This is a genomic window from uncultured Cellulomonas sp. (assembly GCF_963527515.1).
Taxonomy (GTDB): Bacteria; Actinomycetota; Actinomycetes; order Actinomycetales; family Cellulomonadaceae; genus Cellulomonas.
In genome coordinates this window covers 1-25,023 of sequence record NZ_CAURTV010000044.1, presented here as the reverse complement: position 1 = coordinate 25,023, position 25,023 = coordinate 1, and the positions used below count along the sequence as shown (strand labels likewise).

Genomic DNA, 25,023 nt, shown 5'->3' with positions numbered 1-25,023 from the left:
CGAACGCCGCCGCCCCGTCCATCAGGCGCGGCCGCGCGGATTCGTCGGCCCCGCCGCCCCGCTGCCGCGGGGGGGACAACCCGCGACCGCCGGCCTCGGCCACCCAGCCGGGGCGGCCGCTGGCGTCGCGGCCGACCCCGGGCTGGGGACCGGTCCACGTGCCGGCGGCCTCGCTGAGCCGCGCCCGCGCCTGCACCGACTGGACCACCGCGAGCGCCTCCTCGGGCTCCAGCCAGGAGTCGGAGAACACGGTGAGGTCGATCGCGCTGTCCACGTCGGGGGTGAGCACGGTCCCGCGCTCACCGATGCGCACCGAGCCGCCCAGACGCCGGGCGGCCGCGACCAGCCACTGCAGGACGCGCTCCTCCTCGCGGATCGGCATGCCGTCGGGGAACGCGCGCTTCAGCCCGTCGCGGTCGCCGCCGGGGAAGGGCTTCTCGCCGCGCTCCCGCGGTGCCTGCAGCACGTAGGCCAGGGTCGACGAGGTCGGCAGGCCCAGGCTGACCGCGTCCTCGGGCTCCACCCGGTACGGCCCGGTGAGCGAGGACAGGCGCGCCAGCCGGAGCGTGCGGGCGGGCGTCGGGGTGGCCGACCCGACGGAGCGGATGCCGAGCGCCGCGGTCATCGGCCCCATGATCCCGCGGGGCTGCGGGAGCTGGTCGCCCTCCTCCCAGTGCGCCTGGGAGAACCGGCTGATGGCCAGCACCTCGACCTCGTCGGCACCCACGTCGTCGGGCAGCCCGAGCAGGTGGCGGCTGCGCACCTGCGGGTCGGACGCCTGGAGGCGAGGCACGCTCGCCATGCCTCAGACGTCCGTCCGGTGGAAGTTCTGCCAGGAGCGCGACGCGGTCGGCCCACGCTGCCCCTGGTACCGCGAGCCGTACTGCGACGACCCGTAGGGGTGCTCCGACGCCGACGACAGCCGGAAGAAGCACATCTGGCCGATCTTCATGCCGGGCCACAGCAGGATGGGCAGCGTCGCGACGTTGGACAGCTCCAGCGTCACGTGCCCGGAGAACCCCGGGTCGATGAACCCCGCGGTCGAGTGCGTGAGCAGGCCCAGCCGCCCCAGCGACGACTTCCCCTCCAGCCGGGCGGCGATGTCGTCGGGCAGCGTGACCGCCTCGTACGTCGACCCGAGGACGAACTCTCCGGGGTGCAGGACGAACGACTCGCCCGCGTCGACCTCGACCAGCCGCGTCAGCTCCGGCTGGTCCGCCGCCGGGTCGATGAACGGGTACTTGTGGTTGTCGAACAGCCGGAAGTACCGGTCGAGCCGCACGTCGATGCTCGACGGCTGGAGCATGGTCGGCTCGTAGGGGTCGAGGGCCACACGGCCGGACTCGAGCTCGGACGTGATGTCGCGGTCGGAGAGCAGCACGGGGACACGGTAGTCCGGTTGGCCGTGCGCTCAGGGCAGGTCCGCCTCCCGGACGAGCAGGGCGACCTGCGTGCGGTTCTCCAGGCCCAGCTTGAGCAGGATGCTCGACACGTGGGCCTTGACCGTCGCGAGCGAGAGGTAGAGCTCCCGGCCGATGTCGGCGTTGCTGGCCCCCCGCGCGATGGCCGCGACGACCTCCCGCTCGCGGTCGGTGAGCACCCCGAGCGTGGCGCGCGCGGCGGCCCGTGACCCACCCGCGCGTGCGGTCGCGTCCATGAGCCGACGGGCCACCCGCGGCGAGAGCACCGGCTCGCCCGCGGCCGCCGCCAGCACCGCCTCGACGATCCGCTGCGGCTCGGTATCCTTGAGCAGGTAGCCGCTCGCGCCGGCGTGCAGGGCGGCCCCGACCTCGTCGGCGGTGTCGAACGTGGTCAGGACGACGACGGCCGGGGGATCCCGCCGTGCCCGGACCGCGCGCGTCGCCGCGATCCCGTCCACCCCGGGCATGCGCAGGTCCATGAGCACGACGTCGACCGGGTGCGCGTCGAGCGCGGCCGGGACGCCCGCCCCGTCGGCCACCTGCGCGACGACGCTGATCCCGTGCGCGCCGTCGAGCATGAGCGTCAGCCCGGCGCGCACCAGCGCGTCGTCGTCGACGACGAGCACCCGGACGGTCACGGCTCCCACGGTATCCAGGCCTCGAGCGCGAACCCGTCCGGCCGGGGCACCGCCGTCACGGTCCCCCCCAGCAGCTCAATCCGCTCGGTCAGCCCGATCAGCCCGGAGCCGGTGCCCGGTCCCGAGCCCGCCGCGCCGCCCACGTCGACCACTCGGACCCGCAGGCCGTCCTCGACGGCCACCCGGACGTCCACCACCGCGCCCGGTGCGTGCCGCCGCGCGTTGGTCAGCCCCTCCTGGCAGGTGCGGTAGACGGCCAGGCCGAGGGCCGGTGGCAGGTCGACGTCCGGGACGGTCAGGGTGACGGTGGCGCCGGCCTCCCGCTCCCGGGCGACCAGCGCGGCCAGGTCCGCCAGCCCCGGCGCCGGCCGCAGCTCCTCGGGTCCCTCGCGCAGCACCCCGATCACCGTGCGCAGCTCCTCGAGCGCCTCCCCGGCGCTCGCGCGCACCACGCCCGCAGCCGCCGCCACCTGCTCCGGCGACAGGTCCGTCCGGTACTCCAGCGCGCCCGCGGTGGTGGCCAGCAAAGTCAGCCGGTGCGCGAGGGTGTCGTGCATCTCGCGCGCGATCCGGGTCCGCTCCGCGCTGCGTGCCTCCTCGACCGTGCGCACCTGGTCCCGCTCCGCGGCCCGCGCCCGGGCCCGCCACTCGTCCACGAGCGTGTCCCGCGTCCGCCCGTACGCCCCCCAGCCCAGCAGGGCCGCGTGGACCGCGACGTCGGCCAGCAGCCACCACCCGAGCGGCAGACCGACGGGTCGCCAGAGCGCCTGCACGGCGTGGCCCACCGCGCTCGCGCACGCCACCGGCACGGCGACCGCCAGCCCTTCGCGACGCGCGACCACATAGGTGCCCGCGGTCGCGGCCGGGGTCGCCGCGGGACTGAGCGCCGCGAGCACCCCGAGCAGCACGCCCCCGAGCAGCGGCCGGCGGGACAGCAGCGGGAGCACCGCGACCGCGACCGCGCCGACCAGCAGGTCGATCCCGAGCGGCACGGCCGTGTCCCTGGCGGACCAGGCGGAGAGGACCGTCAGCGCCACGATCCCGGCCAGCAGGCCGAGCAGCACGGGGATGCCGGGGACGTCGCGTCGGGTCATGCGGCGAGCGTAGGAACGCGGCCCGGCGTCGCACCACCGACCAAAGCAGGGGGCGAGGTGCACCTGTGGCCGACGACGCCGGGCACCGGACGGACCAGCGTCGGTGTCGTCCACCTCGACCGACTGGAGAAGCTCATGTCCCGTCCGATCCCCGTCTGGCTCGTCGCGCTGACCGCGACCGTCCTCGCCCTCGCCGTCTGGGTCCTCGCGGTCCCGGTCGCGGGCATCGAGCTGGTGGCCGGCACCCCCGTGCAGACCATCGGCGCCGCGTCGGTCGTCGTCGCGACGCTCGTCGTCACCCTCGGTGCCTGGGCCGTCCGCACCCTGCTCCGCCGACGCCGGCCCGCCGCATGGTGGCTGACCTGCGCGGTCGTCCTCGCGGTCTCGCTGCTGGGGCCCCTCGGCGCCGCGACGCCGGCCGCGGTGGGCACCCTGCTCGCCCTGCACCTGACCGTCGGCGCAGTCGTCGCCGTCGGGATGGATCCCCGGCGAGCCCGGGTCCGGCGCCGGGTCCCGGTGGCCTGACCGGGCGGGGGCAGGCGAGGATTTCTTCGTCGTCGGCCCCCCTGCCCCGTTCCACCACGCGACCGGGGCGGCTATGCTCTCGTCCGGGAGACTCGTGGGAGCGCTCTCGCACACTGATATCGCGCCGGAAGCACGACGCACCTCCTGCACTGCTGCGGGGGGAGGTCGGGGAGCCGCAGGCGCCACTGCCGAGCACCTGAGGGGCAAGTCCATGCGGTACGGCCATTTTGACGACGCGGCACGCGAGTACGTCATCGAGACGCCTCACACGCCCTACCCGTGGATCAACTACCTGGGGTCCGAGCAGTTCTTCTCGCTCATCTCCCACCAGTCCGGCGGGTACTCGTTCTACCGCGACGCCAAGATGCGCCGCCTGACGCGGTACCGCTACAACAACATCCCCGCGGACGCGGGCGGCCGGTACTTCTACGTGAACGACGGCGGCGACGTGTGGACCCCGTCGTGGCTGCCGGTCAAGGCGGACCTGGACCACTTCGAGACGCGGCACGGCCTGGGCTACACGCGCATCACGGGTGAGCGCCGCGGGATCTCGGTGGAGACCCTGTTCTTCGTGCCCATCGGCGAGACCGCCGAGATCCAGAAGGTCACGGTCACCAACACCTCGGACGTCGAAAAGTCGATCTCGCTGTTCTCGTTCGTCGAGTTCTGCCTCTGGAACGCGCAGGACGACCAGACCAACTACCAGCGCAACCTGTCGATCGGCGAGGTCGAGGTCGAGCAGGACGGGCCGTACGGGTCCGCCGTCTTCCACAAGACCGAGTACCGCGAGCGCCGCGACCACTACGCCGTCTACGGCGTGAACACCCACGCGGCCGGGTTCGACACCGACCGCGACATCTTCGTCGGCGCCTACAACGGCCTCGGCGAGGCGACGGTCCCCCGCTCGGGGAAGTCGACCGACTCGGTGGCCTCCGGCTGGTACCCGATCGGCTCGCACTCGGTCGAGCTCACGCTGGCGCCGGGCGAGTCCCGCGCGCTGACCTACGTGCTCGGCTACATCGAGAACCCCGACGAGCAGAAGTGGGCCGACGACGCCCACCAGGTCATCAACAAGGAGCCCGCGCACGCGCTGCTGGGCCGCTTCGCGACGACCGAGCAGACCGACGCCGCGTTCGAGCAGCTCCGCGCGCACTGGACCGGCCTGCTGTCCACCTACTCGGTGAAGAGTGACGACGAGAAGCTGGACCGGATGGTCAACATCTGGAACCAGTACCAGTGCATGGTCACGTTCAACATGTCCCGCTCGGCGTCGTTCTTCGAGACCGGGATCGGCCGCGGGATGGGCTTCCGCGACTCCAACCAGGACCTCCTGGGCTTCGTGCACCTCATCCCCGAGCGGGCCCGCGAGCGCATCATCGACATCGCGTCGACGCAGTTCGAGGACGGCTCGGCGTACCACCAGTACCAGCCGCTGACGAAGCGCGGGAACAACGACATCGGCTCCGGCTTCAACGACGACCCGCTGTGGCTCATCGCCGGCGTGGCCGCGTACATCAAGGAGACCGGCGACACCGGGATCCTCGACGAGCCGGTGCCGTTCGACAACGCGCCCGGCTCCGAGGTGCCCCTCTTCGAGCACCTGGTCCGCTCGTTCCAGTTCACGGTGGACAACCGCGGCCCGCACGGCCTGCCGCTCATCGGCCGCGCCGACTGGAACGACTGCCTCAACCTGAACTGCTTCTCGACCACCCCCGGCGAGTCGTTCCAGACGACGGAGAACCAGGCCGGCGGGCACGCCGAGTCGGTGTTCATCGCCGCCCAGTTCGTCCTCTACGGCGCCGAGTTCGCCGAGCTGGCGTCGCGCCGCGGCCTGCCGGAGGTCGCCTCGCAGGCGCGCAAGGTGGTCGACGAGGTGCGCGAGGCGGTGCTCGAGCACGGCTGGGACGGCGAGTGGTTCCTGCGCGCGTACGACTTCTACGGCAACCCGATCGGCACGGACGCCAAGCCGGAGGGCAAGATCTGGATCGAGCCGCAGGGCTTCGCGGTGATGGCCGGGATCGGCGTGGACGGCACGTCTGCGGCGTCGCCTGCCATCAAGGCGCTCGACTCGGTCGGCGAGATGCTGGGCACCCCGCACGGCCTGGTGCTCCAGTACCCCGCGTACACCACGTACCAGATCGAGCTCGGTGAGGTCTCCACCTACCCGCCCGGGTACAAGGAGAACGGTGGCATCTTCTGCCACAACAACCCCTGGGTGATCATCGGCGAGACCGTGGTGGGCCGCGGCGCCAAGGCGTTCGACTACTACAAGCGGATCACCCCGGCGTACCGCGAGGACATCTCCGACGTCCACAAGCTCGAGCCGTACGTGTACGCGCAGATGATCGCGGGCAAGCAGGCGTCGCGCGCCGGCGAGGCCAAGAACTCGTGGCTGACCGGCACGGCGGCGTGGAACTTCGTCGCGGTGTCGCAGTACCTGCTCGGCGTGCGGCCGGACTACGACGGCCTGGTCGTCGACCCGCAGATCGGCCCGGACGTCCCCTCGTTCACCGTCACGCGCGTCGCCCGCGGCGCCACCTACGAGATCCACGTGACCAACTCCGGCGTCGAAGGTGCTCGCGGCACCCTGACGGTCGACGGCACGCCGGTCGAGGGCAACCTCGTCCCGTACGCCGCCGAGGGCTCGGTCGTCCGCGTCGAGGTCACCGTCTGACCCCGCGGGGCTGACGGGTTGCTGTGATGACGGCTGTCCAGGAGATCGAAGCGCTTCCGTCCGTCGTCGCGGAGCGGATGGTCACGCTCCGCAACGGCTCGTGGGAGCTGGACGTGCTGCCGGCCACGGGGGCGTCCCTGGCGGGCGGGCGCGTGCGGACGTCCGACGGGGTCTGGCGGGACCTGCTGCGCCCCACCCGTCGGACGGTGCTGGGGGAGCCGGAGAAGTGCTCGAGCTTCCCGATGATCCCGTGGTCCAACCGCATCCGTGACGGCGTGCTGCCCTTCGGCGCCCGCACCTGGCAGCTGCAGCGCAACGGCGCCGACGGCACCGCGATCCACGGCGCCGCCCGGCACTCCGCGTGGACGGTGACCGACCGGACCGAGACGCGTGTGGTCCTGGAGCTCGACACCACCGGCCTGGTGGGCGTGAACTTCCCGTGGCACTTCCGCGCGCAGATCACCTACGCGCTGGCGGGCGACCGGCTGGTGGTCGGGACCTCGGTGCGCAACGTGGACCGCGAGCCGTACCCGGCCGGGTTCGGGCACCACCCGTACCTGCAGCGCACCCTGTCCCCGGTCGGCACCTCGGCTCCCCCGACGCCCGGGCAGCCCGTCCTGGAGGTGCCGGCGCACCGCGGCTACTCGCTGGTCAACGCGCTCCCCTCCGGCCCCGCCGGTGCGGTCCCCGCGCGCGCCGACTTCCGCGTCGCCCGACCGCTGACCTCCACGTTCGTCGACGACGTGCTCACCGCCTGGGAGCCCGGCGCGCCCGTGCGGATCAGCTACCAGGACCTCGGCGTCAGCGTCGACCTGCACGCCGACCCCGTGTACGCCCACCTGGTCCTCTACGCGCCCCGCAAGCGGCCGTACTTCGCGGTCGAGCCGGTGACCAACGTGAACAACGGGTTCTCGCTGCACGCCGCGGGCGTCCCGGGCACCGGCGTCTTCGTCCTGGAGCCCGGCGAGGAGCGCTGCGGGGCGTTCACCATGACCCTGCGGACCTGAGTTCTCCCGGGTGGGCCGGTCCGGGTATGCTTCCTGGCGGACCGATCGACCCGGTCCACGCGGGTGTAGTTCAGTGGCAGAACTTCAGCTTCCCAAGCTGATAGCGCGAGTTCGATTCTCGTCACCCGCTCCCAGCTCGAACCGCCTCCCCGGCCGTCGATGGTCTGTCACGATGCGGACAGCCGGCTCAAGCCGCAGCGCGCAGGTCCCGATGCGCGAGCACCACCATCTGTCTGGGGAGTCCCGTGAAGCTCGCACGTGCCGTCGTCGTGGCCACCGTGTTTGCCGCCATGCTCTGCGCCGGGTTCCCCGCCGTCGCGGCACCGCGGCCGGCGCCCGCGGCGGACGCCCCCGACCCGCGCACCACGGACCGACCGACCGACCGCGGCGGCGTCGAGCCGCTCGCGGAGCCGGCGCCGTCGACGGGCCAGGAGCACGCACCGGACCGCGTGCTGGTGAGCTGGGCGCCGCGCGCGTCCAGCTCGCAGCGCCGCTCCGCGCTCGACGAGGCCGGTGTCACGGCGGCCGACACCATCCCGGGCACGACGTTCACCGAGGTCGCGGTCGGGGACGCGGACCCCGAGGCCGTCGTTGCCGAGCTCGCGGACGACCCGCGGGTCGCCGCCGTGCAGCTCGACCACGTCCGCCGTGCCACGCAGTGGACCGCCGACCCCGCGATCGAGGTCGCGTGGCCGTACCTGGACCTGGTGCGACTGCCGCGCGCGTGGGACGTGAGCACCGGCACGGGCGTGACGGTCGCCGTCCTCGACACCGGGGTCTCCGCGACGCACGAGGACCTCGCCGGCGGGGTGCTCTCCGGCATCGACCTGGTCGCCGGTGACACGGACGCGTCCGACCCGCACGGCCACGGGACGCTCGTCGCCGGCATCGTCGCCGCCCGCGGGAACACCGTCGGCTCCGTCGGCGCGGCCCACAGTGCGGCGATCCTGCCCGTCCGTGTGCTCGACCAGCGCGGCGAGGGCACGGACTCGACGGTCGCTGCAGGCATCGGCTGGGCGGTGGCGAACGGCGCCAAGGTCCTCAACCTGTCCCTGGGCGGTCCGGACCCGTCCCCCGTCCTGCTCGAGGCCATCCGCTCGGCGGTCGCCGCCGGTGCGGTCGTCGTGGTCGCGGCGGGCAACGAGGGGACCGACGCCCCGCAGTACCCCGCGGCGTACGCCCCGCAGCTCGACGGGCTGCTCGCGGTCGGCGCGACCGACGACGACGGCGCGCTCACGGACTTCTCCTCCTGGGGCGACTGGGTGTCGATCGCGGCGCCCGGCTACGAGATCGTCGGACCGGGCGCGCGCGGCGGGTACGTGCACGGCAGCGGCACCTCGTTCGCCGCGCCGTTCGTCGCCGGCGCGGCCGCGCTCCTGCTCCAGCGCAACGGAGCTCTGCCGCCCGCGGCGATCGAGGGCCGGCTCGAGCAGACCGCCCGCGACGCCGGCCCCCGCGGGATGGACCCGTTCTACGGCTTCGGCGTCCTGGACACCGCCACCGCGGTGACCGCGGGCGACTCCTTCAAGGCCGCCGCAGCGGTGCCGCTCGACCGCGCACCCGGCGCCGGCGGGCCCGACGAGACGGCGGCGACCGCCGAGCGCGTCGCCGGCACCACCGTCGACGGCACCATCTCGCCCGAGGGGGACGCCGACTGGCACCTGTTCCGGGTCCCGACCGCCGGTTCCTACCGGGTCACCGCCGGCGTCGTCTCGTCGGCACGTCCGGCCGGCGCGCTCCAGCCGACCCTCGAGGTGCGCTCGACCACCGGGGACGTGCTCGGCACGGCCGGCGAGCCGGCGCTCGGTGGGCCGGCCGCCGTCACGTTCCCCATGGCCGGCGTCGGCGACATCCTGGTGAAGGTGGCCAACGGGAACGGGTCCGCGAGCGACGCCGTCTACCGGCTGACCCTGGCCCCGACGACCGGGCCGACCGGGCCCGCCGCGGGCCGGGCGTGGGTCTCGGGCATCACGCCCGCGCCGCACAGCTCGGGCACGCAGCAGCGGCCCGTGGTGACCGTGTCCGTGGACCGCGACCTGCGCGAGCCGCTGCCCGCCACGGTCCGGATCGTCGACGCGACGGGTGCCACGGTCCCCGCCACGGTGACCTACGCGACCGTCGGGGGGCGCCGGATCCTGCTCACCCCCACGGTGGACCTGACGCTCGGCGGCCACTACGAGGTCCTGGTCGACGGCCTCACGGACACCGGCGGACAGACGCAGGACCGGGCGGTGCGGTCCTGGTTCACGGTGGCCGCAGGCGGAGACCGGTTCACGCCCGTCGACCCCGTCCGCATCGCCGACACGCGGACCGACGGGCAGGGCAGCGTCGCCTCCGGCGAGGAGCTGCAGATCGACCTGAGCCCGCTGCCTGCCGACGCGACGTCCGTCGTCCTCTCGGTGGTGTCCGCCGGGCACGGCTCGCTCGGCAACATCCGGGTGTTCCCGACGAAGGCCGGCGCCGCCGTGCCGACGGTCGCGAGCCTCAACCTGGTGCCGGGCGTCGACCAGCCGAACCTGGTCACGGTGGCCATCGGCGAGGACCGCATGGTCAGCCTCGTGCCGGACGGCCCCACGACCCACCTCATCGTCGACCTCTTCGGGTACTACAGCCCCGGCGGCGGCACGGGGTTCCAGCCGCTCGACCCGACCCGTGTGCTGGACACCCGCAACGGCACGGGCGTCCCGACGGGGCCGGTGACCGGTGGCCACTGGGTCGACCTCGCGGTCGCCGGCACCGGCTCGGTCCCCGCCGACGCGTCGGCCGTCGTGCTCAACGTCGCCGGCACCATCGTGGCCGGCCGGCTCTACGTCTCGGTGTACCCGCGGCCGGAGGCGGGCTACCCCGACGGGTCCCCGGGCACGTCCAACCTCAACCTGTACCCGGGCCGGGACCAGTCCACCCTCGTCACGGTCAAGGTGGGCGACGGGGGCCGCGTCCGGTTCTGGGTCAACACGTCCTCGACCCACCTCGTCGCGGACCTCGCGGGCTACTACTCGGCCACGGGCGACAACGGCTTCGTCCCCGTGACGCCGGTGCGCGTGGCGGACACCCGCACCGGCAGCCACCTGCCCGGCATCCTGCGCGCGGGGGTCCCGGTGGACCTCGAGCTCTGGCGCGCCCCGTTCGGCACCGACGCGACGTCGGTCGTCCTCAACATCGCCGGCGTCGGTCCGAGGAGCCAGACGCACGTGCGGGCCTTCCCGACGACGGACCCCGCGACGCTGCCGCTGATCTCGACCATCAACCTGGCGGCCGGCCGGGACGAGTCCAACCTGGCCATCGTCCGCGTCGGTGACCGCGGCCGGATCACGTTCTACGCCCACAGCTCGGACACGCACCTGGTGGTCGACGCGTTCGGCTACTTCCGCACCTACCGCTGACGGCAGCGCCGCGCACGACCGCGCAGGGCCGGTCCCCACCCTCCTGGGGACCGGCCCTGCGTCGTCGTGGTCCTAGCCTGCTCCACTCGCGACCGAGAGTCAAGCAGTCATTGACCGTCGTCACACGTTCGCTCACGCCAGGTCGAGCGTCAGCGTCCTGCCCCACTCGTGCCGGCGCGCCTCGGCGAAGCCGGTCCGCAGGTAGAACGCGATCGCCCCCTCGTTCCGGTTGTCGACGCCGAGGTGCAGGCCGGGCACGCCGCGCTCGCGCAGCGCCTGCGCCAGGGTCTCGACGAGCCGGCGGCCCAGCCCCTGCCCCTGCGCGCGCGGCAGCAGGTCGATGTGCATGTGCGCCGGGAACCGCTCCAGCAGGGCCTCGTCGGCGGCGGCCCACTCGTGGACCCGGCTCACCAGCACGTGGTCCTCGGTGCCGTCGTGCGGGTCCTCGCGCAGCGGGTAGCGCTCGCGCAGCGTCGGCCACCAGGCGCGCTCCAGCCACTGCTCGAACCGGGCGGTGTCGGCGGTGCCGAGGATGTAGCCCACGGGCCCGAGCTCGTCCACGACGACGAACGTCAGACCGGGATCGGCGATCGGGTAGGGCCCCGCGTACACGTGTCCCAGCAGGTCCGGGTCGCGGTACAGGGCCGATGCGTCGCCCCCCACCTCGCCGGTCAGGAGGCAGATCCGGTAGAGCGCCGGGAGGTCGGACGGGTGGAAGGACCGGATCACTGCGGGCATGCCGACGACCTTCTCACGGGCTCACCCGCCCCCGCGGTTCCAGGTTCGGCTCCGACCTGCCGATGACTAGGTGATGAGGCTCCTGACGGACTCCGCCCCCGACCTGCTGCACCAGGCGTTCATCGTTGCCGTCGGTACGTGTGACGACGACGGGAACCCCCTGGGCCTGCACTACAGCGTGCTGAGCAGCGCCACCACGTTCCACGCCAGCGTGGTCGTCCCCACCCCGGAGGAGGCCTTCGCGCTCGCCCGCGCCCGGATCGCCGAGCAGCCCGATCCCGAGAGGTGGGAGATCGTCAGCCTGCTGCGCTGATCACCGCAGCGGGCGGAAGAACGTCCGCAGGTCTCGCACCAGCAGCCCGCCGGTCGTACGCGTCACGCCAGTGCTCGGTCAGCTCCCGCAGGTACGCCAGGGGCACCCCGCGGGACCACCCGACCGACTCGAGGGTGTGCGGCCAGCGGGTCCGGTGCAGCCGGTCACGCAGGTCGTCGAGGACGTCGTCGCCGACCCGGACGGTGAACGGCCGCACCGCCGTCAGTCGCCCTCCGAGGCCGTGTAGGTCTTCTCCGGCCAGTACGCCCACTCCTCGAAGTGCTCGGCGCGCCCGTCGGGCCCGAACCGCAGCACCCACAGGTCCCGGTACTCCTCCGGCTTGTCACCGCCGTACTGCACCTCGACCCGGACCACCGCGTCCGCGCCGTCGGCCGCGATGACGCTGGCCGTCATGGTGAACGGCGCCGGGTCCACCCAGAAGCCCCGGATCGCCTCCAGCCCCTCCAGCGGCTCCGCGTACGGCGACCGCAGGTAGCGAGCGTCCTCCGCGAACAACCGGTCGAGGCCGTCCACGTCCTGCGCGCGCCACGCCTGCTCGTACCGCTCCACCCATCCGGTGACCGCGTCCCTGCCCATCGCGCCTCCTTCGCTCGGCTCCGTCCCGACGAGTCTCCACCCGGGCACCGACAGCGCGCCGCCCCGCACGGGGGACGCCCGCGTGGGGGACACTCCTGGGTGTGACCGACCTGCTCTCCTCCCCCCGCCCGCAGGGCGCGTCGGACCTGGTCGACCACCGCGCCGACTGGTCGTGGCTGCCGGATCCCGCGGACGCCCCGACCGCGTCCGTCCTGGCGCGCGCCCGCGACGAGGCCGAGCGGCTGCTCGCCGACCACGGCGTCACGTACGGCGCGGACCAGGAGGACGGGGAGCACCCGTGGCACCTGGACCCCCAGCCGGTCATCGTCGACGAGCCGGAGTGGGCGCGCCTCGACACGGCGCTGGTGCAGCGGGCCGAGCTGCTGGACGCGATCCTGCAGGACGTCTACGGCCACCGGCTCCTGCTCAGCGACCGGCTGCTCCCGCCGACCGTCGTGCTGGGCCATCCCGGGTTCCTGCGTGCGGTGGACGGGCTCCGGCTGCCCGGCGGTCGGGAGCTGGTGCTCACCGCGACCGACCTGGTGCGCGACGGGGTCGGCGGCTGGTGCGCCGTGGCGGACCGGACGCAGGCGCCGTCGGGCGTCGGGTACGCGATGGAGGACCGCCGGGTCGTCTCGCAGGTGCTCTCCGGGGTGTACCGGCAGGCGTCGATCCAGCGCCTCGGACCGTTCTTCCGCGCGCTGCGGCTCGCACTGCGGGACGCCGCTCCCGGGCAGGCCGAGCAGCCGCGGGTCGTCCTGCTCACCTCCGGGCCGTCCAGCGAGACCGCGTTCGACCAGGCCTACCTGGCCTCCATGCTCGGGCTGCCGCTGGTCGAGGGCTCGGACCTGCTGGTGCGCGACGGTCGCGTCTGGATGCGCGGCGTCGAGGGCCTGGAGCCGGTCGACGTGGTGCTGCGGCGCGTCGACGCCGAGTGGTGCGACCCGCTGGAGCTGCGGCAGGGGTCCCGCCTGGGCGTCCCCGGGCTCGTCCGCGCGGCCCGCGCCGGCACGGTCAGCGTGGTGAACCCGCTGGGCAGCTCGGTGCTGGAGAACCCCGCCCTGCTCGCCTACCTGCCGCGGCTGGCCCGCGCGGTGCTCGACCAGGACCTCGCGCTGGCGTCGGCACCCACGTGGTGGTGCGGCGAGCCGCGGTCGCTGCAGCACGTCCTGGCGCGGCTGGAGCAGCTGGAGATCATGCCCACCGTGCGGGGGACCGAGGTGGGCACGATCCTCGGCTGGACCCTCAGCCACCGCGAGCGCGAGCAGCTGGCCGCGCGGATCACTGCCGAGCCGTGGCTGTGGGTCGGTCAGGAGCCGGTCGGACCGGCGGGTCCCACCATCGACGGTGCTCCCGTGGGCGTCGGCAGCGACCTGCCGTCCGCCGCGGGGATCGGCCCCGCGGACCTGGGACCGCGGGCGGCGGTGCTGCGGACGTACGCGGTCGCCCACCGGCAGACCTACACGGTCATGGCCGGCGGCCTGGCCCGCGTCGCGCCCGGGCACGTCGTCTCCTCCGCGCTCGGTGCGGCCGCCAAGGACGTCTGGGTGCTCTCCAGCCAGCCGGACGCGCCGGTCGAGCCGTGGGTGCCGTCCGACGAGTCCGCGGCGAACGAGGTCCCCGCGCTCCGGCGTCCGGCGACCGGCATCTCGCCGCGCACGGCCGAGAACCTGTACTGGATGGGTCGCTACGCCGAGCGCGCGGAGGACGCCAGCCGGGTGCTGCGCGTGGTCGTGGACCGCTGGGACGACTTCCACCAGCGGCCGGCGTCGGCGGGCGGACAGGCGCTCGCGGTGCTCATCTCCTCGCTGACCCCCACCGACCGGTCGAACCCCGGCTTCCGGGACCTGGTGCTGGACCCGCAGACGCCGGGCACCGTCGCACGCTCGGTGCGTCGGCTCGCCGCGTCCGCCGCCGCCGTGCGCGACCAGCTCTCCACCGACACGTTCGGCCCGCTCGCGCGCATCGAGCGGGCGCTGCGCGACGAGCGGAACAAGACCCGCGGTCGCACGCCCCCGGCGGACTCGCTGGACCTCGGGATGGTCGGCGGGAGCACGGCCACCGCCGGTCTGCGTCCCGCGCTGGACAAGGTCCTCGAAGGACTCCTCGCCGTCGCCGGGATCACCGCGGAGGGGCTGGTGCGGGACGTCGGCTGGCAGTTCCTCGACGCCGGTCGGCGCATCGAGCGCGCCCAGCACCTGGTGGAGCGCCTGCTTGCCACGGTGGTGCAGCAGCGGCCGGCCGACGTGGACTCCGTCGTGCGCGAGTCGGTGCTGCTGGCGCACGAGTCCGCGATCACGTTCCGCCGGCGGCACCAGACCGGTGCCGGCCTGCCGGAGCTGCTCGAGCTGCTGCTGCTCGACCCGACGAACCCGCGCTCGCTGGCCTACCAGCTGGACCGTCTGCAGGAGTCGCTGGCGCTGGTCCCCCTGGCCGGCCGCGCCCCCGACCAGCGCGACCACCTGCTGTCGGACGTCGTCGACCTGCTCGGGGAGGTCGACCCCGCGGCCGTCTCGGGCACGGTGAGCGGCGACGGCCGGCGCGCCAGGCTCGCCGAGACCCTCGAGTCGATGCTCTGGCGCCTGCAGGCCGCCGCGGACGAGATCGAGCGCGTGCACTTCGTCCGGCTGGCCCCGAGCCGGTCGCTCGAGGACCCCTGGGACGCCCGGGACGGTGGTGGCGAGTGACCCGCACCTACGACCTGGTCCACCGCACCACGTACACCTACGCCAACGCGGTGACCGACTCCTACGGCCGCACGACGATGACGCCGCGGGACGTGCCCGGGCAGGCCTGCCTGTCCACGACCGTGGAGATCGAGCCGGCGCCTGCCGACACCGCGGCGCACGTCGACTACTGGGGGAACCGGACGACGTACTTCGGGGTCACGACGCCCCACACGCGGCTCGTCGTGACCGCCCGGTCCACCATCGAGGTGACCCGGCACGCCCCCGACCCCGTGACCCTGCCGACGGTGGGCTGGCACGAGGTCGCGCGCCGCGTGGCGGCCGGCGAGGTCGGTCGGCTGGACCCGGGCATCGTCGACCTGCGCGAGGCCCTGCTCCCCTCGCCGCACGTCGCGTTCGCCGACGAGGTCCGGGCGTGGGCCGCACCGACGTTCACGACCGACCGGCCGGTGGTCGAGGTGCTCCTCGAGCTGGCGCACCGGATCCGCACCGAGATCGCGTACCGGTCGGGGTCCACCACGGTGCACACCACGCAGGCGCAGCTGCTCGCCCAGAAGGCCGGCGTCTGCCAGGACTTCGCACACCTCATGATCGCCGCGCTGCGCCTGCACGGGCTGCCTGCGCGGTACTCCAGCGGCTACATCGAGACCCGCCCGCCGGCCGGTCGGGAGAAGCTGCGCGGCGCCGACGCGTCCCACGCCTGGGTGTCCGCGTGGGTGCCCGGCGCGGGGTGGGTGGAGATCGACCCCACCAACGACCAGCTCGTGGACGACCGCTACGTGCTGCTCGGCTGGGGCCGCGACTACGACGACGTGCCGCCGCTGCGCGGGGTCATCTTCACCGAGGGCTCGGGCTCGCGGCTGACGGTGTCCGTGGACCTCGTGCCGTCCGGCAGCGCACCCTTCGTCTAGCGCCGGGCGGTCGCCCGGTCCCGCAGCTCGTCGGGGGGCACGACGAACCCGCCGCTGTCCACCACGGTCCCGCCGACCGCCCGCCACAGCGTCGCGGCGACGCGCGCCACCGACGGCTGCACCCGGGACCGCGCGATCAGGTGGAGCTGCGACGGGTGGTCGTTGTGCAGCTCCTCGGGCTGCGGCGGCTGCCAGCTCACGTGGTAGGACCACGGCCCGTACTCGCGCCAGTCGAGCCGCGACAGGGCGACCGGGACCTCCCGCGAGCGCCCGGTCCGCACCGTGAGGGAGCCGTCGTACTCGAACGTGGCGGTGACCGAGAAGGTGGGCGGCCCGGCGGCGCCCTGCGACTGTTGCGGGACGTCGGTCGGTCCCACGCGTGCACCCGTCATGGCGGGACGAATGAGCGGCAGCGCGTCCTGCGCGGACAACGGCACGGGAGACCAGAGGGTGAGGTCCACGGCGGACCATGGGTCGGGCGCCACGGCGTGCGTTCGGTCCGCCGGCACGATCGCGCCCGCCGCGCGGCGGGCCGCCGCGGACATCCAGCCGTAGACCAGGTCGAGGGGTGCGCCGGCGTCGGTGGGCACCAGGGCGTACAGGTCGAGCTCGTGCGTCGCCAGCCCGATCGCCTGTGCGTCGTCGCGACCGGCAGGGGTGGGCCCCTCGAGCGCCGCCGACGCGTCCAGCCGTAGCAGCCCCGGGGTCGGCGCGGCGGCCTCCGCGGTGATGCCGCGGAACCGAGCGCCGGTCATCGGCCGCGCGGACGCCGACGCCTCGGCCGCGCTGACCGGCTGACGCGTCCATGCGGCCTCGGGGAACCACGCGGACGCCAGCGCGACCAGGTCGGTGCCCCGCGGGACGACGAGGACGTGCCGGCCGTCGAGATCCCCGGGGAGGTCGATCTGCGGCAGGCTCATGGCGGCGGACGGTACACAGGTTGTGATGCGGGCGTGTTACGTCGCGGCGCGTTTCCTCGGCGTGTCCGTGCTGGTCACGGAGTTATCCACAACTTAAACGTTGTTGCACACGGCTGTGGACGGAACTTGTGGACAAAACGTCCTGTGGCTCACGCGTGGACGTCGTGCAGGTGGTGGACGACGTCGTGCAGGAAGTACTGCCCGAGCGTCCGCACCGTGAACTGCGACCCGTTCGAGCGGCGTCCCGCCCGGTCCCACTGGTCGTCGGCCACGGCGTCGAACCGGTCGGCGACGACGTCGGCCGCGTCGGCCAGCTGGTCGGCGACCGTCAGCGGGTCCTGCAGGTCGTACCGGTCCGCGAGCGCCGTGGCGTCCTGGTCCCAGTTCTCGAACTGCGGGTCGTCCTGCGTCAGGAGCAGCTCCAGCCGCTGGTCGAAGACCCGGAAGACGTCCCGCACGTGCGCTCCGTACTCGAGCGTCGACCAGGTGGTCGGCGCCGGACGCTCCCGGGCGTCGGGGCGGTGCAGCGCGGACACCCACCGCGGCGTCAGGTCCCGCACCGTCCCGCCGATGGCCGGTCCGTCGACGTCGGCGGCCGTGAACCCGCACTCCGGGCAGCGCTGCGACAGCACCCAGGTCCAGTCCTTGGTGTCGGGCAGGATCTCCTCGTTCGTCATCTCGGCAGGCTAGACGACCGGTGCCACGATCCACCGCCGTCGACCGTGCAGTTCCTGCCACTCAACCTCTGGGGGCCGTCGGCCGTGTACTGGTCATGAGCACAGTGATGGTGGGCGGCCGACCGGAGGACGTCCCGGTGCTCGCGTCGACCGGCACCTGGGACCGCGACGCCGAGTTCACCGCGTTCATGGCGGCGGCCTCCCCCGCTCTGGCCCGCACGGCGTGGCTGCTGTGCGGCGACACCCACCGCGCGGAGGAGCTGGTCCAGCAGGCGCTCGTCCGGACGTACCTGGCCTGGCCGACCGCCCGCGAGCGCGACCCGCTGGCCTACACCCGCAGGACGCTGGCCAACCTGCGGATCGACACCTGGCGCAAGCACCGCCGCGAGGTCCTCACGGCGCCCGCGGACGTCCCGGAGGGCGCGGTCGACGGCACGGCGGAGGTCCACGCTGAGCGCGACCGGCTGGTCCGGGCCCTGGCCACCCTGAGCCCGCGGCAGCGGCGGATCGTCGTCCTGCGCCACCTGGAGGGTCTCTCCGAGCGCGAGGTGGCCGACGACCTCGGTGTCTCGCTCGGCACCGTGAAGTCGACGGCCTCGCGCGGGCTGGGTCAGCTGCGCACCGCACTCTCCGACGCACCGACCACGAGGAGCACGACATGAGTGCCGACGACACGTTCACCCGCGAGCTGCGCAGCCGGATCGACGTCGTCGGCCCCCCGATCCGCGTCGACACGAGCCGTGTGATCGGGCGGGCCCGCCGGCGCCGCGCCGTCACGCGGAGCCTGACCACCACCGCCGCCGTGACTGCGGTCGCCGTGGTCGGCTGGGCGGCCGCCTCAGCGCAGCCGTGGACGCAGGGCACGGGCCAGCTGCCCGGCGGGACGTCGCCCGTCGTCTCCCAGTCGCCGGTGGTCCCGACCGGATCCCCCGAGCCCGCGGTCGTCGTGGACCCCGCCGACCTCGGCTGGCCCGACGCGCCGTACTGGCGCAGCGCCTTCACCACCTCCGACGACGGCCGGGTCGACCAGCACGAGAACTGGTACGGGCACTCGTCGCCGGGCCTGATCACGGAGAACGGCGACCTCGCGACGGCCAGCGGGATGGGTCCGGCCCTGTGGGGCGTCCTGCTCATCGACGGCACCCGGGTGCAGATCCACTGGGACGAGCTGTACGCCCTGCCCACCAGCCCGGTCACCCTCGAGCGGCTGCTGCGCGCCAGCGTGGAACCCGACCGCGGCACGGGGTCCGAGGACGACAAGGTGTTCGCCCTCGCCGTCGACCTCCTGGTCAACAGCCCGGCGCCGCCCCCGCTGCGCCGCGCGGTCTGGGCCCTCGCACAGGACCTGCCGGGCACGGTCGTGACGCCGGGTCAGACCGACTCGACGAGACGGCCGGCGACGTTGCTGGCGCGGACCGGCGAGGCCGAGAGCGCCGGCCAGTACTGGTTCGACCCCGCCGACGGCCGGCTCCTGGAGATGGAGCGGCACGGGTACCGGTACACGTTCGTCGAGTCGGGCCCGGACACGCAGATGCCCAGGGAGATCTCGCTCGAGGAGAGCGGGTGCTTCTCCTGGGAGACGTGCTGACCTCTTGATGACAGAACGTGCGATGATGTCACGATGCCCAAGATCATCGGCGGTTCCCTGCACGAGCACCGGGAGCAGACGCGCCAGAAGCTCTTCGCGGCGCTGTCGTCGCTGATGGCGGAGCAGGGGTTCGACGCCATCACGCTCGCCGAGATCGCGGCCGCTGCGGGCGTCGGCCGGACGGCGGTCTACAACCACTTCCCGGACAAGGAGTCCCTCCTGCTCGGGTTCATCACGCACGAGACCGAGCAGTACGCGGCCACCCTCGAGCGGGCACTGGACGACATCGAGGACCCGACGGAGCAGCTGCAGACGTACGTGCGCCAGCAGGCCTCGCTCACGCGGGTCTACCACCTGGCGCCCGGCCCGGAGCTGCGGTCGGTCCTCTCGCGCGGCACGCAGCAGCGCGTCCGCGAGCACGTGATGGTGGTCGAGCAGATCCTGCGCCGCATCCTCGCCGCGGGCATCGCGTCCGGCGCGTTCCCCGACCAGGACCTGGACGTCACCGTCCCGCTGGTCAACGCGTGCCTGTCCGGGCGCGGGGTGCCCTCCGACGGTCCCGAGCGCGAGCGTGCTATCGGTCAGACCGAGGCGTTCGTGCTCCGCGCCGTCGGCGTCACCCCGGTGACCGCCCGCGCGTCCACCCTCGTGCCGGCCTGACCCGGTGGTGAAGCGAGGACGCGGCGGACCGCCCCCTGCCCACCACGGCAGCCACCCGTCCGACCGGCGGCCGCGAACCCGACCGGCCGCCCGCCGGTCCACCGCCCTCGAGCTGACGTTCCTGCCCGGGCTGGAGTCGGTGGTGGCCGACGAGGCCGCCGAGGTCCTCCTGCTCGACGGCACCCCGGAGCCCGTGCCCGGTCGCGAGGACGCTCTCGACGTCGCGACGTGGGGGCCGCCCGGCGACGTGCTCGGGCTGCGCACCGCCGTCGCCGCCTTCCTCGTCCTGCGGTTCGACGTCCCCCGCCCCAAGTCGCTGACCAGCGGCGACCACCTGTCCCGCATCGTCGACGCCATGTACACCTCCCTGCGGGTCGGCAGCTCGTCGACGTTCCGGTTCGAGGCGGCGGGCAGCGACTCGTCGGTGTTCGCGCGGCTGGCCGAGCTGCTCGCTGAGGCGACCGGGCTGCGGTACGACGAGAAGGCGGGCGAGCTGGTGGTCCGCGTGCGCCGGGGAGTGCGTCCGGGACCGTCCGGCGACCCCGGCTGGGACGTCCTCGTCCGGCTCGGCGCGCGGCCGCTGTCCGCCCGCCGCTGGCGCGTCACCGACTTCCCGGGAGCGGTGAACGCGACGATCGCCGCCGCGATGGTCCGCCTCGGCGAGGTCCGCGAGCAGGACCGCGTGCTCAACCTCATGTGCGGGTCCGGGACCCTCCTGGTGGAGCGGCTGTCCACCGGTCCCGCGGCGGAGGCCGCGGGCGTCGACCTGTCGGCCGAGGCGCTCACGGCGTCCGCCGAGAACCTCGGCGCGGCCGCCGCGGACGCCCGCCTGGTGCGCGGCGACTGCACGAGCGGCGCGCTGGTCGAGGCGGTGGGCACCGGCTGGGACCTGCTGCTGGCCGACCCGCCCTGGGGCACCCTGCACGGCTCGCACGCCACGAACGCCGAGGTGCACGCGGGCATGCTGCAGGCCGCCTACGACGCCGCCGCGCCCGGTGCCCGGTTCGTCGTCCTCACGCACGAGGTCAAGGTCATGGAGCGCTGCCTGCGCGACGCCGACGCCCTCTGGCGGGTCCGCTCCACCACCCGCGTGTTCGCCAAGGGCCACCACCCGCGCATCTACGTCCTCGACCGCACCTGATCAGTCGAGCGGTCCGGGGGCGAAGTACCCCTGGATGTCCTCGAGCAGCACGACCGACCCCGAGTTGTTGTAGAGCCGGTGCCCCGCCGGGCCGAGCCCCACGAGAGCGCTGTTGGCCAGGTCCACGCCGTAGCGGCTGTTGAGGTTGCTGGCCAGCGGGCGCGGGGAGCCGTCGGGGTAGGCCGTCACGTACGACGTGGACGCGGTGCCGGCCGCGCTGGTGAGGTTGACGGCGAGCGCCTGCGCGTCAGCCGGGATCTCGATGCCTCGACCCGGCGCGCCCACGAGCCGCTCCTGCCCCGGGCCGAGGACCAGGCTGCCCGTCGTCAGGCGTCGGTGGTCGAGGGGGAAGAACGAGACGCCACCGGTCTCGGAGTACCACCCCTGCACGTCGAGCACCACGTCCGTCTGACCGGCGTTGTTGTAGACCTCGATCGATCCGTCGTCGGCCAGCGGGACCACCGCGAGGTTGGCCACGTCCTGGCCGCGGTAGGCGTTGAGGACACTCGTCTGGCGCCCGGCGTGGTCGCCCGTGGCGTACGCCGACAGGTACGAGGTCGGCGCCGTGGTGCCGGTCGCCGTGATGTTCACCGACACGGCCACCGCGTCGGCCGGCCGGCTGCCGAGCGCGCCCACGTCCACCCTCCGCGACTGCCCGGCACCCAGCGGGCCTGAACCCGTCCGGGTGTCGAGCACCCGCTCGGGCGAGACCGCGACGTAGCCCGCGGCGGCCCCGTCGATCGCGCTGTCGTAGTACCCCTGCAGGTCGACGACGACGTCCGTCGCGCACGCGTGGTTGTACAGGAGCACGCCGACGTCCCGACCGATCGTGCGCACCACCGCCACGTTGGCCACGTCCGCCCCCGCACGGCCGTTGACGATGCTCGTCTCCGAGCCGCCCTGCGAGAACCCCACGACGTTCACCCCGGACGAGATGTAGTCCGCCGCGCACTGGGTGCGCGTCGCGGTCACGTTGACCACCACCGCGACGACCTCACCGACGAGCACGGGCAGCGGCACCTCGTACCAGTCACCCCGGCGCATGGGCCCGTGCCCGTTGACCCGGGTGTCGGCGAGGCGGACCGGCGCGACGGGGACGAAGCGACCGGCCGGGGCCATGCCGAAGGAGAACCACTGCTGGCCGCCGTTCGCGCCGTAGACGTAGTCCCAGAGGCCTCCGTCGAGCAGCGTGTACGGCGCGGGGTAGGTCCTGGCGTAGTCGTCGTAGCTCGTCATGTACCGGCCCGCGGGGTCGACCGTCCGCAGCGCGGCCCTCCCCGTCGGCTTCGATGCGGGGAGGGTCATGACGAAGCGCCCGGGCTCCGTGCCCACGGTCGTCGTCAGGGTCGAGCCGAGCACGGCACCGAACGACCCGTCCGGGTTCACCGCGACGATCTCGACCCGCATCCCGTCGAGCGGCTCGGACGTCGGCAGGGAGTACACCCTGCCGGTGACGGTGACCTCCGCCGCTGCGGCCGGCGCGGCCACCGACGCGACCAGTCCACCCGCCAGCAGTGCGACAGCGGCGAGCGCCGCGGCCAGGGCACGAGTGCGCACGAGAACCCTCTCCGTCCCGCCGCCCCCGGGCGGAGCGCGGCACACCACCCTCCCGTCACGAGCGCGCGCGCGGGATCACCCGAACGGGTGACGCCACCGCCGACGCCGGACGTCCGCCCGGCACCGGCCGGTCGTCGGTGAGAATGTGTCCGTGCGTGAGAGCAGACTGCCCCGGGTCCGTGCGTCCGAGCTGGTCGGACGGGGGTGGCTGAACACCGGCGGCCGTACCGTCACGCTGGCCGACCTGCGCGGCAAGATCGTCATCCTCGACTTCTGGACGTTCTGCTGCATCAACTGCCTGCACGTCCTGGACGAGCTGCGGTCGTTGGAGGAGCAGTACCGCGACGTCCTGGTGATCGTCGGCGTGCACTCGCCCAAGTTCGTGCACGAGGCCGACCCGGTGGCGCTGGCCGCCGCGGTCGAGCGGTACGAGGTGCACCACCCGGTGCTGGACGACCCGCAGCTGGTCACGTGGTCGGCGTACACGGCGCGGGCGTGGCCGACGCTGGTGGTCATCGACCCGGAGGGCTACGTCGTCGCGCAGATGGCCGGCGAGGGGCACAGGCACAACGTCGAGATCCTGGTCGGCGAGCTGATCGCCGAGCACGAGGCCAAGGGCACGCTGCACCGCGGCGACGGTCCGTACGTGGCGCCCGCGCCGGTCGAGGGGACGCTGCGGTTCCCCGCCAAGGCGGTCGTGCTGCCGGACGGGCACCTGCTGGTCGCGGACGCCGGGCACCACAGCCTGGCCGAGCTGGAGGCGGACGGCGTGACGCTGGTCCGGCGCATCGGGTCCGGCGAGCGCGGGCTGGTGGACGGGGGTCCCGACGAGGCACGGTTCAGCGAGCCGAACGGCCTGTGCCTGGTCCCCGAGGAGCAGCGGTCCGCGCTCGGGTACGACGTGCTCGTCGCCGACACCGTCAACCACGCGCTGCGCGGGGTCCGCCTGGCGGACGGATCGGTCACCACGGTCGCCGGGACGGGTGAGCAGTACATGGTCGGAGCGATCGACAACTTCCTGCCGTCTGACGAGGCCGAGGCCGACGAGGAGCCGGCGTCCATGCCCGTCGTCGGCGCACCCGGCGACGAGACGGCCGCACTCGGCTCGTCGTTGGGCGTCCACGGCGCGGACGACGGTCGCCCGCACCCGGACCCGTCGTTCGTGCCGGGTCCTCGTCGCCAGAAGCTCTCCTCCCCGTGGGACGTCGCCTGGTCGCAGGCGCTGGGCGGCTTCGTCGTCGCGATGGCCGGCAACCACACGCTGTGGACGTTCGACGACACGCAGGGCTCCCTCGAGCCGCTCGGCGGCACCATGAACGAGGGGCTGCTGGACGGCCCCCTGCACGAGGCATGGTTCGCGCAGCCGTCCGGGCTCGCCGTCGCGGCCGACGACCGGATCTGGCTGGCCGACTCCGAGACCTCCGCGCTGCGCTGGGTGGACCCGGTGGAGCGGACCGTGCACACCGTCGTCGGCGAGGGGTTGTTCGACTTCGGCCACCGTGACGGCCCCGCCGACGAGGCCCGCCTGCAGCACCCGCTCGGCGTGGCGGTCCTGCCCGACGGATCCGTGGTGATCGCCGACACCTACAACGGCGCGGTCCGCAGGTACGCCGACGGGGAGGTCACGACGCTCGCCACCGGCCTGGCCGAGCCCAGCGGGATCCTCGTCCTGGACGGCGGGTCCACGCTGCTCGTCGTGGAGTCCGCGGCGCACCGCCTCACCCGGATCGCCCTGCCCGCCACGCTCGTCGGCCAGATCCTGGACTCCGGCAGCCACCGCACGCAGCGCCCGGTCACCGAGCTGTCACCGGGCGAGGTGCGCCTCGACGTGGTGTTCACCCCGGCGGCGGGTCAGAAGTACGACGACCGGTACGGACCGTCCACCCGGCTGCAGGTCTCGTCGACCCCGCCGGGCCTGCTGCTCGACGGCGCCGGCGACGACGTCCCGCTCGACCGCGTGCTCCGCCTGGACCCGGCGGTGACCGAGGGCGTCCTGCACGTCACCGCCCACGCGGCCAGCTGCGACGCCGACCCCGCCATCGAGTACCCGGCCTGCCACCTCAACGCGCAGGACTGGGGCGTCCCGGTCCGGCTGGTCGAGGGCGCCGCGACGACCCTGACCCTGCCGCTGCACGGCTAGCGCTCTGCACCTTCTTGCGCTACCGCGCTCTGCACCTTCTGGCGCTACCGCGCTCTGCTCCTTCTGGCGCTACCGCGCTCCCAGCACCGCCACCGCGGCCAGGGCGTCCAGCGACGTGGCGACGACCTCGCCCGTGGCTGCCGTCGCGGACATGCCGACCTCGACCTGCCAGAGGCCGTGGATGACCACAGCGGTGGACGACTCGACGCCGAGCTCGGCCGGGCTGCCGCCTCGGGCGACCGCCGACGGCGGGTCGTCGGCGGTGCGCCGCGTGAGGACCGCCCACGCCGACCCGCCGAGCGTCTCCGTGGCAGCGGCCGCGAAGGCGCAAAGCCGCGGGACGACGCCGGAC

At 73.9% G+C, this 25,023-nt stretch carries 22 protein-coding genes, 1 tRNA gene and 1 pseudogene; 13 read left to right on the top strand and 11 right to left on the bottom strand.

Annotation, left to right across the window (positions count from 1 at the left end):
* The 4 genes from RYN42_RS11655 to RYN42_RS11640 form a co-directional block, all read right to left on the bottom strand.
* On the bottom strand, positions 1-802 hold an 802-nt coding region (locus RYN42_RS11655; protein ID WP_315096280.1), incomplete at its 3' end, for a hypothetical protein.
* Positions 803-805: 3 nt separating this feature from the next.
* Positions 806-1,381, bottom strand: coding sequence for a dCTP deaminase (dcd, locus tag RYN42_RS11650; RefSeq protein WP_315096278.1), 576 nt, complete (start codon positions 1,379-1,381; stop codon positions 806-808).
* Between the two features lie 30 nt (positions 1,382-1,411).
* Complete coding sequence (locus tag RYN42_RS11645; RefSeq protein ID WP_315096276.1) at positions 1,412-2,059, bottom strand: response regulator transcription factor; 648 nt, start codon at positions 2,057-2,059, stop codon at positions 1,412-1,414.
* Entirely contained in the window at positions 2,056-3,153 is a 1,098-nt protein-coding gene (locus RYN42_RS11640; protein WP_315096274.1) for a histidine kinase, read from the bottom strand. Before RYN42_RS11640 ends, RYN42_RS11645 begins: the two co-directional genes overlap by 4 nt.
* Positions 3,154-3,288: 135 nt before the next feature.
* Here RYN42_RS11640 and RYN42_RS11635 point away from each other — a divergent pair, with 135 nt between their 5' ends.
* The 5 genes from RYN42_RS11635 (at position 3,289) to RYN42_RS11615 (ending at position 10,742) form a co-directional block, all read left to right on the top strand.
* A complete protein-coding gene (locus RYN42_RS11635) occupies positions 3,289-3,678 on the top strand; it encodes a DUF6069 family protein (protein WP_315096273.1) in 390 nt (129 codons plus the stop codon).
* A gap of 211 nt (positions 3,679-3,889) precedes the next feature.
* Entirely contained in the window at positions 3,890-6,352 is a 2,463-nt protein-coding gene (locus RYN42_RS11630; RefSeq protein WP_315096272.1) for a GH36-type glycosyl hydrolase domain-containing protein, read from the top strand.
* A gap of 26 nt (positions 6,353-6,378) precedes the next feature.
* Positions 6,379-7,359 carry an aldose epimerase gene (locus tag RYN42_RS11625; RefSeq protein ID WP_315096270.1) on the top strand — a complete coding sequence of 327 codons (981 nt, stop codon included), beginning with the start codon at positions 6,379-6,381 and terminating at the stop codon, positions 7,357-7,359.
* Between the two features lie 59 nt (positions 7,360-7,418).
* Positions 7,419-7,489 (top strand) — tRNA-Gly (locus RYN42_RS11620).
* A gap of 115 nt (positions 7,490-7,604) precedes the next feature.
* Positions 7,605-10,742 carry a S8 family serine peptidase gene (locus RYN42_RS11615; protein ID WP_315096269.1) on the top strand — a complete coding sequence of 1,046 codons (3,138 nt, stop codon included), beginning with the start codon at positions 7,605-7,607 and terminating at the stop codon, positions 10,740-10,742.
* 132 nt (positions 10,743-10,874) lie between these two features.
* Here the strand turns inward: RYN42_RS11615 and RYN42_RS11610 are convergent, their stop codons facing one another.
* Positions 10,875-11,480 carry a GNAT family N-acetyltransferase gene (locus RYN42_RS11610; RefSeq protein WP_315096267.1) on the bottom strand — a complete coding sequence of 202 codons (606 nt, stop codon included), beginning with the start codon at positions 11,478-11,480 and terminating at the stop codon, positions 10,875-10,877.
* Between the two features lie 73 nt (positions 11,481-11,553).
* Between RYN42_RS11610 and RYN42_RS11605 the strand changes: the two genes are divergently transcribed.
* On the top strand, positions 11,554-11,793 hold the full coding sequence (locus tag RYN42_RS11605) for a hypothetical protein (protein ID WP_315096265.1): 240 nt from the start codon (positions 11,554-11,556) through the stop codon (positions 11,791-11,793).
* Here the strand turns inward: RYN42_RS11605 and RYN42_RS11600 are convergent.
* Entirely contained in the window at positions 11,777-12,010 is a 234-nt protein-coding gene (locus RYN42_RS11600) for an epoxide hydrolase N-terminal domain-containing protein (RefSeq protein ID WP_315096263.1), read from the bottom strand. The two genes, RYN42_RS11605 and RYN42_RS11600, sit on opposite strands and share 17 nt — an antisense overlap.
* Positions 12,011-12,015: 5 nt before the next feature.
* Positions 12,016-12,390, bottom strand: coding sequence for a nuclear transport factor 2 family protein (locus tag RYN42_RS11595; protein ID WP_315096261.1), 375 nt, complete (start codon positions 12,388-12,390; stop codon positions 12,016-12,018).
* 101 nt (positions 12,391-12,491) lie between these two features.
* Between RYN42_RS11595 and RYN42_RS11590 the strand changes: the two genes are divergently transcribed.
* Together RYN42_RS11590 and RYN42_RS11585 are read left to right on the top strand one after the other, a co-directional pair.
* Positions 12,492-15,077 (top strand): circularly permuted type 2 ATP-grasp protein, encoded by a 2,586-nt coding sequence (locus RYN42_RS11590; RefSeq protein ID WP_315096260.1) that lies wholly within the window; start codon positions 12,492-12,494, stop codon positions 15,075-15,077.
* The gene (locus RYN42_RS11585; protein ID WP_315096256.1) at positions 15,074-15,988 is read left to right on the top strand and encodes a transglutaminase family protein; all 915 of its coding nucleotides are present in this window, start codon (positions 15,074-15,076) and stop codon (positions 15,986-15,988) included. The genes RYN42_RS11590 and RYN42_RS11585 overlap by 4 nt, the downstream gene beginning before the upstream one ends.
* On the opposite strand, the gene RYN42_RS11580 is transcribed toward RYN42_RS11585, so the two are convergent.
* A complete protein-coding gene (locus tag RYN42_RS11580) occupies positions 15,985-16,908 on the bottom strand; it encodes a hypothetical protein (RefSeq protein WP_315096254.1) in 924 nt (307 codons plus the stop codon). The two genes, RYN42_RS11585 and RYN42_RS11580, sit on opposite strands and share 4 nt — an antisense overlap.
* A 149-nt stretch (positions 16,909-17,057) precedes the next feature.
* A complete protein-coding gene (locus RYN42_RS11575) occupies positions 17,058-17,585 on the bottom strand; it encodes a DinB family protein (RefSeq protein ID WP_315096253.1) in 528 nt (175 codons plus the stop codon).
* A gap of 107 nt (positions 17,586-17,692) precedes the next feature.
* Here RYN42_RS11575 and RYN42_RS11570 point away from each other — a divergent pair, with 107 nt between their 5' ends.
* Genes RYN42_RS11570 through RYN42_RS11555 form a run of 4 tightly spaced genes read left to right on the top strand, consistent with a single transcriptional unit; the run spans position 17,693 to position 20,974 of the window.
* Positions 17,693-18,247, top strand: a complete 555-nt coding sequence (locus tag RYN42_RS11570) for a SigE family RNA polymerase sigma factor (RefSeq protein WP_315096282.1) — start codon at positions 17,693-17,695, stop codon at positions 18,245-18,247.
* The gene (locus RYN42_RS11565) at positions 18,244-19,173 is read left to right on the top strand and encodes a hypothetical protein (protein WP_315096251.1); all 930 of its coding nucleotides are present in this window, start codon (positions 18,244-18,246) and stop codon (positions 19,171-19,173) included. The genes RYN42_RS11570 and RYN42_RS11565 overlap by 4 nt, the downstream gene beginning before the upstream one ends.
* Positions 19,174-19,206: 33 nt before the next feature.
* Positions 19,207-19,833, top strand: a complete 627-nt coding sequence (locus RYN42_RS11560; RefSeq protein WP_315096250.1) for a TetR/AcrR family transcriptional regulator — start codon at positions 19,207-19,209, stop codon at positions 19,831-19,833.
* 4 nt (positions 19,834-19,837) lie between these two features.
* Complete coding sequence (locus tag RYN42_RS11555; RefSeq protein WP_315096248.1) at positions 19,838-20,974, top strand: methyltransferase; 1,137 nt, start codon at positions 19,838-19,840, stop codon at positions 20,972-20,974.
* Here RYN42_RS11555 and RYN42_RS11550 read toward each other — a convergent pair whose 3' ends face one another.
* Positions 20,975-22,531 carry a hypothetical protein gene (locus RYN42_RS11550; RefSeq protein ID WP_315096247.1) on the bottom strand — a complete coding sequence of 519 codons (1,557 nt, stop codon included), beginning with the start codon at positions 22,529-22,531 and terminating at the stop codon, positions 20,975-20,977.
* A 145-nt stretch (positions 22,532-22,676) separates the two neighbouring features.
* Between RYN42_RS11550 and RYN42_RS11545 the strand changes: the two genes are divergently transcribed.
* Positions 22,677-24,671 carry an NHL domain-containing thioredoxin family protein gene (locus RYN42_RS11545; RefSeq protein ID WP_399552471.1) on the top strand — a complete coding sequence of 665 codons (1,995 nt, stop codon included), beginning with the start codon at positions 22,677-22,679 and terminating at the stop codon, positions 24,669-24,671.
* Positions 24,672-24,740: 69 nt separating this feature from the next.
* On the opposite strand, the pseudogene RYN42_RS11540 reads toward RYN42_RS11545, so the two are convergent.
* Positions 24,741-25,023 (bottom strand): annotated as a pseudogene (locus tag RYN42_RS11540) (GGDEF domain-containing protein); the annotation flags it as partial.

Excerpts from the sequence above, each read along its gene's own strand:
- RYN42_RS11640 (WP_315096274.1), bottom strand. The coding sequence starts at position 3,153 with ATGACCCGACGCGACGTCCCCGGCATCCCCGTGCTGCTCGGCCTGCTG.
- RYN42_RS11635 (WP_315096273.1), top strand. The coding sequence starts at position 3,289 with ATGTCCCGTCCGATCCCCGTCTGGCTCGTCGCGCTGACCGCGACCGTC.
- RYN42_RS11630 (WP_315096272.1), top strand. The coding sequence starts at position 3,890 with ATGCGGTACGGCCATTTTGACGACGCGGCACGCGAGTACGTCATCGAG.
- RYN42_RS11625 (WP_315096270.1), top strand. The coding sequence starts at position 6,379 with ATGACGGCTGTCCAGGAGATCGAAGCGCTTCCGTCCGTCGTCGCGGAG.
- RYN42_RS11610 (WP_315096267.1), bottom strand. The coding sequence starts at position 11,480 with ATGCCCGCAGTGATCCGGTCCTTCCACCCGTCCGACCTCCCGGCGCTC.
- RYN42_RS11605 (WP_315096265.1), top strand. The coding sequence starts at position 11,554 with ATGAGGCTCCTGACGGACTCCGCCCCCGACCTGCTGCACCAGGCGTTC.
- RYN42_RS11595 (WP_315096261.1), bottom strand. The coding sequence starts at position 12,390 with ATGGGCAGGGACGCGGTCACCGGATGGGTGGAGCGGTACGAGCAGGCG.
- RYN42_RS11580 (WP_315096254.1), bottom strand. The coding sequence starts at position 16,908 with ATGAGCCTGCCGCAGATCGACCTCCCCGGGGATCTCGACGGCCGGCAC.
- RYN42_RS11575 (WP_315096253.1), bottom strand. The coding sequence starts at position 17,585 with ATGACGAACGAGGAGATCCTGCCCGACACCAAGGACTGGACCTGGGTG.
- RYN42_RS11570 (WP_315096282.1), top strand. The coding sequence starts at position 17,693 with ATGGTGGGCGGCCGACCGGAGGACGTCCCGGTGCTCGCGTCGACCGGC.
- RYN42_RS11565 (WP_315096251.1), top strand. The coding sequence starts at position 18,244 with ATGAGTGCCGACGACACGTTCACCCGCGAGCTGCGCAGCCGGATCGAC.
- RYN42_RS11560 (WP_315096250.1), top strand. The coding sequence starts at position 19,207 with ATGCCCAAGATCATCGGCGGTTCCCTGCACGAGCACCGGGAGCAGACG.